Genomic DNA, 9,376 nt, shown 5'->3' with positions numbered 1-9,376 from the left:
AGCCTCGCTCGCCCGGCCCCATGGAGCCCGGGGCACCCGCTGACCGGCGCGCGCCGGTCAGCCGCCGTCCCCCGCGGCCCTCGGCCCATGAACTCCTCGCTCACCGGCCACGGGCCCACGCCCCTCAGCCCATGAACTTCTTGAACTCGTCCGGAAGCTCGAAGTCCTTGCCCGGCATCCCGCCCGGCAGTCCGAACGCCCCGCCCTCGGCGGCCGACTGCTCCCGCTTGGCGGCGGCGGCCTCCTCATCGGCCTTGCGCTTCATCGGGTTGCCGCTGCGGCGCTTGCCCTTGGCCTGCTTCTGCTGCTTCTTCTGCCGACCGGGGCCACCGCCCATGCCGGGGATCCCCGGCATGCCCGGCATCCCGCCGCCCTGGGCCATCCGCGACATCATCTTGCGCGCCTCGAAGAACCGCTCCACCAGGCTCTTCACCGCGCTGACCTCGACACCCGAACCCTTGGCGATACGGGCGCGCCGCGAGCCGTTGATGATCGTCGGGTCCGTGCGCTCGGCCGGGGTCATCGACTTGATGATCGCGGCGGTACGGTCCACGTCCCGCTCGTCGATGCTGTTGATCTGCTCCTTCATCTGGGCCATGCCCGGCAGCATCCCGAGCAGCTTGGAGATGGAGCCCATCTTCCTGACCTGCTCCATCTGGGCCAGGAAGTCATCGAGCGTGAAGTCCTTGCCCTTGCTGCTCGCCAGCTTGGAGGCCATCTTGGCGGCCTCTTCCTGGCTGAAGGTCTGCTCGGCCTTCTCGATCAGGCTGAGCACATCACCCATGCCGAGGATGCGCGAGGCCATCCGGTCCGGGTGGAAGGCGTCGAAGTCGTCCAGCTTCTCGCCGTTGGAGGCGAACATGATCTGGCGGCCGGTGACATGGGCGATGGAGAGCGCGGCACCACCGCGCGCGTCGCCGTCGAGCTTGGAGAGCACGACGCCGTCGAAGCCGACGCCGTCGCGGAAGGCCTCGGCGGTGTTGACCGCGTCCTGACCGATCATCGCGTCGACGACGAAGAGGACCTCGTCCGGCGAGACCGCGTCCCGGATGTCGGCGGCCTGCCGCATCAGCTCCGCGTCGATGCCGAGACGGCCCGCGGTGTCGACGATGACGACGTCGTGGACCTTGGCCCGCGCGTGCTCGATGGAGTCCTTGGCCACCTGGACCGGGTCGCCCACGCCGTTGCCGGGCTGCGGCGCGTAGACGGCGACACCCGCGCGCTCGGCGACCACGGAGAGCTGGTTGACCGCGTTCGGACGCTGGAGGTCACAGGCGACCAGCAGCGGGGAGTGCCCCTGGCCCTTGAGCCACTTGCCGAGCTTTCCGGCGAGGGTGGTCTTACCGGCACCCTGGAGACCGGCGAGCATGATGACGGTCGGGGGCTGCTTGGCGAACCGCAGCCGGCGGGTCTCACCACCGAGGATGCTGACGAGCTCCTCGTTGACGATCTTGATGACCTGCTGCGACGGATTGAGCGCCTTGGAGACCTCGGCCCCGCGCGCCCGCTCCTTGACATTGGCGATGAAGGCCCGGACCACGGGGAGCGCGACATCCGCCTCCAACAGGGCGATCCGGATCTCCCGGGCCGCGCTGTCGATGTCCGCCTCGCTGAGGCGACCCTTGCCACGCAAGGATTTGAAGGTATTCGCCAAGCGGTCGGAGAGAGTGTCGAACACGGCGCTCGTCGGTCCTCAGAGTCGGGGGCAGGGGAAATCGCCCTCCAGGGTATCCGGACCCGCGTCCGACGCGCCCATGCCGTCACCGTTCCGCCGTACGCGACCGGTCCCGCCCCCGCTCCGGCCGTACGCCGCGGGGGCGCCGGACCCCTCCGTACGCAGGTGGGAGGCGCCGGTGGGAGGCACCGATGGCGACCGTACGAAGGTGAGGGTGCCGATCGCGACCGTACGAAGGTGAGAGCGCCGGTCACGACCGTACGAAGGTGAGGGCGCCGGTCACGGCTGTACGCCGACGGGGAGAGCCGACCTCCGCGGCCCCCGTGCCCGCTCCCGCCCGCTATCCGGCCCGCTCCAGCGCCGTCTGCACGGACCGCGCCAGCGCCACGGCGACGGGCTCCGCCAGTGGCGCGCCGCCGAGGGTGGTCAGGTAGAAGGCGTCGACCGCGTTGGCGCCGAGCGTGGAGACATGGGCGCTGCGCACCCGAACCCCGGCTTCCCGCTCCAGGGCATGGCCGATCCGGTGGAGCAGGCCCGGGGCGTCCTGGGCCCGCACCTCGATGACGGTGGCCTGTGCGGAGGCGGCGGGGGCGAGCGTGACCCTCGGCGGGGGCGCGGCGACGCCCCGGCGGCGGGGCTGGGCGGCGTCGCGCTCGGCGAGCCGGGCGCGGATGTCCAAGGAGCCCTCCAGCGCCCGGACGAGATCGGCGCGGAGCCGGGCGGCCTGCGGCAGGGCGCCGTAGGCGGCGGCGACCCGCCAGTTCAGCACGAGGGCGCGGCCATCGCCCGCCTCCCCCGGCAGCGGTGGCTCCACCGTCCGCAGCTCGGCCGAGCGGACGGTGAGCCGGTGCAGCGCGAGGACCCCGGCGACGGCGGGCAGCACCCCCGTACGGTCGGGCAGGGCGATCAGCAGCTCGGCCCCGACACCGTCCGTGACGGCCGGCCCGGCCACGGGGTCCGGTGGGTCGTCGGGATCGACCGCCTCCGGCCGGGTGTGGAGCGCGAGCACCGGACCGCCCGTCCGCAGTGCCTCGACCGCCAGCCGCTCCTGCTCGGCGCTGGGCGCGCCCTCGTCCCGCACCACCGGGGCGCCGCCGTCCCGCAGCACCTCGGCGACCCGGCGCACCAGATCCGCGACGAGCCTGCCGCGCCACGCGGACCAGGCGGCGGGCCCGGTCGCCAGCGCGTCGGCCTCGGTGAGCGCGTGCAGCAGTTCCAGCGTCGCGGTGCTCCCGACGGCCCGCGCGACCAGGGTCACGGTCGCCGGATCCTCCAGGTCCCGCCGGGTCGCGGTGTCGATGAGCAGCAGATGGTGGCGGACGAGGGTCACCAGCACCGCCGCGTCGGCGGACCCGAAACCGATCCGCCCGGCCACATCCGCCGCGATGGTCGCCCCGGCCACCGCGTGATCGCCGGGCCAACCCTTGCCGATGTCATGGAGAAGGGCCGCGACCAGCAGCAGATCGGGCCGGGTGACCCGGCGGGCCAGCGCGGCGGCGCGTACCGCCGTCTCCACGAGATGGCGGTCGACGGTCCAGGTGTGGACGGCGTTGCGCTGGGGGCGGCAGCGGACCCGTTCCCAGTCCGGCAGCAGCGCGGTGACCAGCCCCTCGGCCTCCAGCGCCTCCCAGACGGGCACCGTGGGCTCCCCCGCGCCCAGCAGGGTCACGAACTCCTCCCGGGCCCCGGCGGGCCAGGGCACCGGCAGCGGCGGGCACGCCTCGGCGAGCCTGCGCACGGCGTGCGGGGAGAGCGGGAGCCCGGCCTGGGCGGCCGCGGCGGCGGCCCGCAGCGGCAGCGCGGGATCCCGCTCCGGCCGGGCGGAGCGGGCGAGCACGGCCTCGCCGTCCTGTTCGACCACCCCGTCGGCGAGCGGGCTGCGCTCGGGCTCCGCGCGCCGCCCGTGGACCCGCCGCAGCAGTTCCCCGCCCTCGCGGGCGATCCGGCGCAGCCGGGGCCGCGCCGAGCGGGCGGCGAGCACCCGGTGGACCTCGCGCCAGGTGATGTCGGTGGCGTACGAGATGGTCCGGGCCGCCTCGTAGACCTGGCGCAGCAGCGCGTCGGCGTCGAGGACGCCCAGCTCACCGGCGACCTGGTCCTGTTCCTGGAGGGTGAGCCGGTCGGTGGCGCGCCCGGTGGTGAGATGGAGGGCGTCGCGGGTGTCGAGCAGGGTGCGGCGGGCCTCGGCGAGCCCGGCGCGGGGCGCGTCCGCCACCCAGGAGGCGGCGACGGCCCGCAGGGCGGTGATGTCCCGCAGCCCGCCGCGCGCCTCCTTCACATCGGGTTCCAGCAGAAAGCGCAGTTCGCCCTGGCGCTCGGCCCGCTCCCGGCACAGGGCGTGGAGTTCGGGCAGCCGCCGGGGTGCCTGGTTGCGCCAGTCGGCGAGGACGGCGCCGCGTACGGCGGTGACCAGGGCCCGGTCCCCGGCGAGCGGCCGGGCGTCGAGGAGCCCGAGGTGGACCTTGAGATCCTCGCCCGCGGTGTGGCGGGCCTGGGCGGGGGTGCGCACCGCGTGGTCGAGGGCGAGCCCGAGGTCCCAGACCGGGTACCAGAGCCGGTCGGCGAGGGTGGCGAGGGCGCCTGCGTCGGCCCGGCCGTCGTGGAGCAGCAGCAGATCGAGATCGCTGCGCGGGGAGAGCTCTCCCCTGCCGTAGCCGCCGACCGCGACCAGCGCGGCGCCCTGGACACCGGTGGCGCGGGCGGCGGCGGTGAACAGGGCGGCGAGCCACTGGTCGGTGAGCTGGGCAAGGGCGCCCCGGCGCGCGGGTCCGGAGCGGTCCCGTCCGGTGAGCAGCCGCAACCGGGCCGCGGCGTAGCCGCTGGGGCCCGAGTCCTCCGCCTCGGTGATGGTCTGGGTACCCGGCACCGACCCGCCTCCTTCGTCCGTTCCCCGGGCCCGCCCGTCCCTGGGCGTGCCCGGGGGCTCTTGCCAGAGGGCTAGAGAGCGTCGGGGCCGCGCTCGCCCGTCCGTACCCGGACCGCCGTGTCCACCGGGACGGTCCAGACCTTGCCGTCGCCGATCTTGCCGGTGCGCGCGGCCTTGACGATCACATCGAGGAGCTGGTCGGCGTCGTCGTCCTCGACCAGGACCTCGATACGGATCTTGGGAACGAGGTCGACGGTGTACTCCGCGCCCCGGTAGACCTCGGTGTGGCCGCGCTGGCGGCCGTATCCGCTGGCCTCGGTGATGGTCAGGCCCTGGACCCCGAAGGCGTGCAGCGCCTCCTTGATCTCGTCGAGCCGGTGGGGCTTCACGACGGCGGTGATGAGCTTCATGCGTCCACCTTCTGGGTCGGAGCGGGCGCCGTCGAGGCGAGTTCACCCGGTGTGGGGGCGGTCCGGCGGGTTCCGCCGCCCGCGCCGCTGAGGTCGTAGGCGGTCTCGGCGTGCTCGTCCTGGTCGATGCCGGAGACCTCGACGTCCTCGTCGACCCGCATCCCGATGGTCCGGTCGAGGACCAGGGCGAGCAGCGCGGAGACGACCAGGGAGTAGGCGAGGACGGCGAAGACGCCGATGGCCTGCTTGCCGAGCTGTTCCAGGCCACCGCCGTAGAAGAGGCCCTTGGCGTCGGACTGCACTCCTCCGGTGGCGAACAGGCCGACCAGCAGGGAGCCCGCGACACCGCCGACGAGGTGGACGCCGACGACATCGAGGGAGTCGTCATAGCCGAAGCGGAACTTCAGTCCGACGGCCATGGCGCAGAGCACTCCGGAGATGGCTCCGATGGCGAGCGCGCCGAGCGGGGAGCAGGAGCCTCCGGCGGGGGTGATGGCGACCAGTCCCGCGACGGCGCCGGAGGCGGCGCCGAGGGTGGTGAAGGCGCCGTGCCGGATCTTCTCGTACACCAGCCAGGAGAGCATCGCGGCGGCGGTGGCGACCTGGGTGTTGACGAACATGACCGCGCCGACGCCGTCGTCGTTGCCGAGCCAGGATCCGGCGTTGAAGCCGAACCAGCCGAACCAGAGCAGCCCGGCGCCCAGCATCACCAGCGGCAGGCTGTGCGGCCGCATGGGGTCCTTGCGGAAACCGACCCGCTTGCCGATGACGAGGATGACCCCGAGGGCGGCGGCTCCGGCGTTGATGTGGACGGCGGTGCCGCCCGCGAAGTCGATGACCCCCATCTCGAAGAGCCAGCCTCCGGCGGCCCAGACCCAGTGCGCGACGGGGAAGTAGACGATGGTCGCCCACAGGACGACGAAGAGGATCCACGCGCCGAACTTGACGCGGTCCGCCAGGGCCCCGCTGATCAGCGCGGGCGTGAGCACGGCGAACATCAGCTGAAAGACCGCGAAGACATAGACCGGAATGGAGTAACCGTCCCAGAGCTGGTTCACCCCGATCCCGCTGAGGCCCACATACTCGCCCGACCAGCCGACCAGCGAGCCTATGTCGGAGCCGAAGGCCATGCTGAAGCCGTAGAGCACCCACAGCACGGTGACGATGCCGAGGCTGACAAAGCTCATCATCAGCATGTTGAGGGTGGACTTGACCCGGACCATGCCTCCGTAGAAGAAGGCGAGTCCGGGGGTCATCAGCATCACCAGCGCGGAGCAGATGAGCATGAAGCCGGTGTTGGCGGCGGACAGTTCGGGGGTGTCCGCGGCGAGCGTCAGGATGCCTGGGGGCATCGGGTCTCCTCGGGGTCGTGCGGCCGGGGTGCGGGCGGGGGGTGGCGCGCCCTGCGAGGGTGACGCGGCGCCGTTTCGGCCAAGGCAGCCCGATGTTTCGCGCCGGTGACGAAGAGCCCCTGTGTGTTACGCACCCGTCAACACAAGACCGCCTGATCAGCCAGCGACCGGCCGGGAGCGGACCTGGACCGGCCGCGACGCCGCCCGAGTGACCTGGCATTTGGGGGAGCCGAGTCGGCTGTTCGGGACGGTCGTCGCGGCCGGGGACTGTACGGACCGGCCTCTTCCGGGCCGGTGGCGGTACGGAGCGGGGGAATCCGCTCCGTACCCGGGGGCGCTCAGACCGCTTCGGCGGTCTCGGGCAGCTGGGCGGTGAGCTGGTCGGTCAGATGGACGACCTCGGCGCTGTCGCCGAAGTCACGGGCGGCGGTGTCGACGGTCTTGCGCAGCCGGGTGTTGACCCGCTCGGACCGGACCCGTCGGGCGACGGTGAGCGCCTCCGAGGCCAGTTCGGTGGCCTGTTCGGGCTCCCGCTTGAGCAGATGGACGGTGGCCATGCCGATCAGATTGAGGGCGTAGGAGCGCTGGTGCTCCTCGTCCTGGCGGAAGAGCTCCACCGCGCGGGCCATGACCGGCTCGGCGAGCGAGGCGTAGGTGGGGCTGCGGCCCGCCACATAGGCGAGATCGCGGTAGGAGTGGGCGTTCTCGCCATTGAGCTCGGCGCGGGAGAAGAAGCGGATCCAGTCGGGCTCGGGCTCTCCGCCGAGGCCGACGTCCTCGAAGGTGTCCTCGGCCATCCGGACCGCGCGCTTGCACTTGCTGGGCTGGCCCATGTTGGCGTAGGCGCGGGCCTCCATCGCGTAGAGCATCGACTGGGTACGAGCGGTGGCGCACTCCCGGCTGCCGTACTGGGCGAGGTGGATCAGCTCCAGGGCGTCCTCCGGCCGCCCCAGATGGATCATCTGGCGGCTCATGGAGGAGAGGATGTAGGCGCCCAGCGGCTTGTCACCCGCCTCCTTGGCGGCGTGCAGCGCGAGGACGAAGTACTTCTGCGCGGTGGGCTGGAGCCCTACGTCGTAGCTCATCCACCCGGCCAGCTCGGCCAGCTCGGCGGCGCAGGTGAACAGCCGCCGGGCGGTCTCCGGGGGGTGCGGCTCCTGGAGGAGGTCGGTGACCTCGTGGAGCTGGCCGACGACGGCCTTGCGCCGCAGCCCGCCACCGCACTGCGCGTCCCACTGGCGGAACATCGCGGTGGTGGACTCCAGCAGTTCCAGCTCGGGGCGGGAGAGCCGGGAGAGCCCGGGTCCGTCCGTGGCGGCCGAGGTGCCGTCGGCCACGGCGCCGGGCACGGAGCCGGGGACGGATCCGGGGGCTGGCACCAGCCAGCGCTGCATGGGTTCGATGAGGGCGGGCCCGGCCGCGAGACCGAGCGAGGTGCCGAGGAAGCCCCGGCGGGCCAGCATCAGATCGCTGCGGGAGAACTCGCTGAGCAGGGTGACCGTCTGGGGGCCCGCCCAGGGCAGGTCGACCCCGGAGATCGAGGGGGAGGGCGGGGTGGTCCGCAGTCCCAGTTCCTCGGTGGCGACGACGGCGCCGAAACGCTCGGAGAAGAGTTCGGAGAGGATCCGGGGGATGGGTTCACGGGGCTGTTCCCCGTCGAGCCAGCGCCGGACGCGGGAAGTGTCGGTGCTGATGTGGTGCGCGCCCATCTGGCGGGCGCGGCGGTTGACCTGGCGGGCCAGCTCGCCCTTGGACCAGCCGCTGCGCAGGAACCACGAGGCCAGCTGCTCGTTCGGGCGCTTTCCGGTTTTCGTACCGGCGCCGCTGCCGTCCACTGGAACGCCCCCATCCGTTAAGTCCGAAGCTCGAACCCCTACCAGAATGCCGTGAGATGGGGCGTCTGTCCGGCCTCGTACGCCACCGAACAGAAGACCGACTTGCCTCCGGCATACCCACGGGCGGGCGCGGCTGCGGGACTGCCACGGCGACAGGGCCGTGACACCTCCGGGGTCCGCGCACTGAAAGTAATCCTACGATCACCCGAGCGAGGAGTGGGATTCCATAAACGCCACCATTCGCCACCCCTTCGAATGAACTCCCTCGCCGCCAGGCGCGATTCACTTGACATATGACGATCAGGAGCTGGCGAAGTGGTGCACGCCGAGGCGCGCGACATCGCCCGCACCCCCCCTCGCGCCACCGTGCGCCGCGGACGCCTCACTGCTCGCGACGCTCCGTTACGAGGAGACTTCGGGTCGTAACCACCGGCGAGCGCAACCCGTTGGAGGGGGCATGGGCTTCACAATCGGCGGCGGCAGCCGGAGCATCAGGGACATCCGGTCCGGCTCACGGCGCCGGGACCGCGCGACGGAGTGCACCGCGGTGGCCGAGTACACGGGACTGTGGGGCTGGGCGGTGGTGCCGGGCGCCCGGATGACGTCCGGAGGCTGCTCCTGCGGGAGCGACGGGTGCCCCGCACCGGGGGCCCATCCCCTTCCGTACACGGGGGAGATCCCGGCCGGGGCCACGCTGGACACCGTCACGGCGGCCTGGTCCCGGGTGCCGGACGCCACCGTGCTGCTGCCGGCGGGCCGGACCTTCGACATCCTGGACGTGGCCGCGCCGGCCGGACGGCGGGCGCTGGTACGGCTGGAGCGGATGGGACTGCCGCTGGGGCCGGTGACGGCGACGCCGGACGGCCGGTGCCAGTTCTTCGTGGCGCCGGGAGCCGCGGCGGAACTGCCCACCCTGCTGTACCGCATGGGCTGGGACGACGCCGACCTCGATCTGCACTGCCTGGGACCCGGCGACCACATCACCGCGCCCCCGTCGGACCACGCGGGCCTGGGTCCGGTCCACTGGCTGCGGCCCCCGTCGCTGGACACCGCGACCGCGCCCCCGGCCCGGCTGCTGCTGGGAACACTCGCGTACATCTGTCACCGGCTGACGGCGTAGGTCGTGGTACCTGCCGGGCGCCGCGGGCCGGACGGGACTCTGCGGACACGTCCCAGGACGCCGGGACCCCTCACACACAGACGGCGGAGGGCCGGTCACCGCCTTCGGTGACCGGCCC

General features: G+C 72.8%; 6 protein-coding genes. 1 reads left to right on the top strand and 5 read right to left on the bottom strand.

Features of this window, described 5'->3' with window-relative positions:
• Positions 1–124: 124 nt before the first annotated feature.
• From ffh to ACFVIM_RS28915, 5 genes are all read right to left on the bottom strand, one after another.
• On the bottom strand, positions 125–1,678 hold the full coding sequence (gene ffh, locus ACFVIM_RS28935; protein WP_384307336.1) for a signal recognition particle protein: 1,554 nt from the start codon (positions 1,676–1,678) through the stop codon (positions 125–127).
• A 337-nt stretch (positions 1,679–2,015) separates the two neighbouring features.
• On the bottom strand, positions 2,016–4,541 hold the full coding sequence (locus ACFVIM_RS28930) for a [protein-PII] uridylyltransferase (protein ID WP_384307333.1): 2,526 nt from the start codon (positions 4,539–4,541) through the stop codon (positions 2,016–2,018).
• Positions 4,542–4,612: 71 nt separating this feature from the next.
• Entirely contained in the window at positions 4,613–4,951 is a 339-nt protein-coding gene (locus tag ACFVIM_RS28925) for a P-II family nitrogen regulator (RefSeq protein WP_384307331.1), read from the bottom strand.
• The gene (locus tag ACFVIM_RS28920; RefSeq protein WP_384307328.1) at positions 4,948–6,303 is read right to left on the bottom strand and encodes an ammonium transporter; all 1,356 of its coding nucleotides are present in this window, start codon (positions 6,301–6,303) and stop codon (positions 4,948–4,950) included. The genes ACFVIM_RS28925 and ACFVIM_RS28920 overlap by 4 nt, the downstream gene beginning before the upstream one ends.
• A gap of 338 nt (positions 6,304–6,641) precedes the next feature.
• Complete coding sequence (locus ACFVIM_RS28915; RefSeq protein WP_384307326.1) at positions 6,642–8,138, bottom strand: hypothetical protein; 1,497 nt, start codon at positions 8,136–8,138, stop codon at positions 6,642–6,644.
• Between the two features lie 457 nt (positions 8,139–8,595).
• On the opposite strand from ACFVIM_RS28915, the gene ACFVIM_RS28910 reads away from it, so the two are divergent.
• A complete protein-coding gene (locus ACFVIM_RS28910) occupies positions 8,596–9,258 on the top strand; it encodes a bifunctional DNA primase/polymerase (protein WP_384307323.1) in 663 nt (220 codons plus the stop codon).
• Positions 9,259–9,376: the final 118 nt, after the last annotated feature.

Source organism: Streptomyces sp. NPDC057638 (assembly GCF_042800315.1).
Taxonomy (GTDB): Bacteria; Actinomycetota; Actinomycetes; order Streptomycetales; family Streptomycetaceae; genus Streptomyces.
Note: the sequence above shows the minus strand (reverse complement) of the source record. Positions and strands in the feature narration are given on the sequence as shown.

What these genes read in the sequence shown, in the direction of transcription:
- ACFVIM_RS28925 (WP_384307331.1), bottom strand. Translation starts at nt 4,951, where the DNA reads ATGAAGCTCATCACCGCCGTCGTGAAGCCCCACCGGCTCGACGAGATC.
- ACFVIM_RS28920 (WP_384307328.1), bottom strand. Translation starts at nt 6,303, where the DNA reads ATGCCCCCAGGCATCCTGACGCTCGCCGCGGACACCCCCGAACTGTCC.
- ACFVIM_RS28910 (WP_384307323.1), top strand. Translation starts at nt 8,596, where the DNA reads ATGGGCTTCACAATCGGCGGCGGCAGCCGGAGCATCAGGGACATCCGG.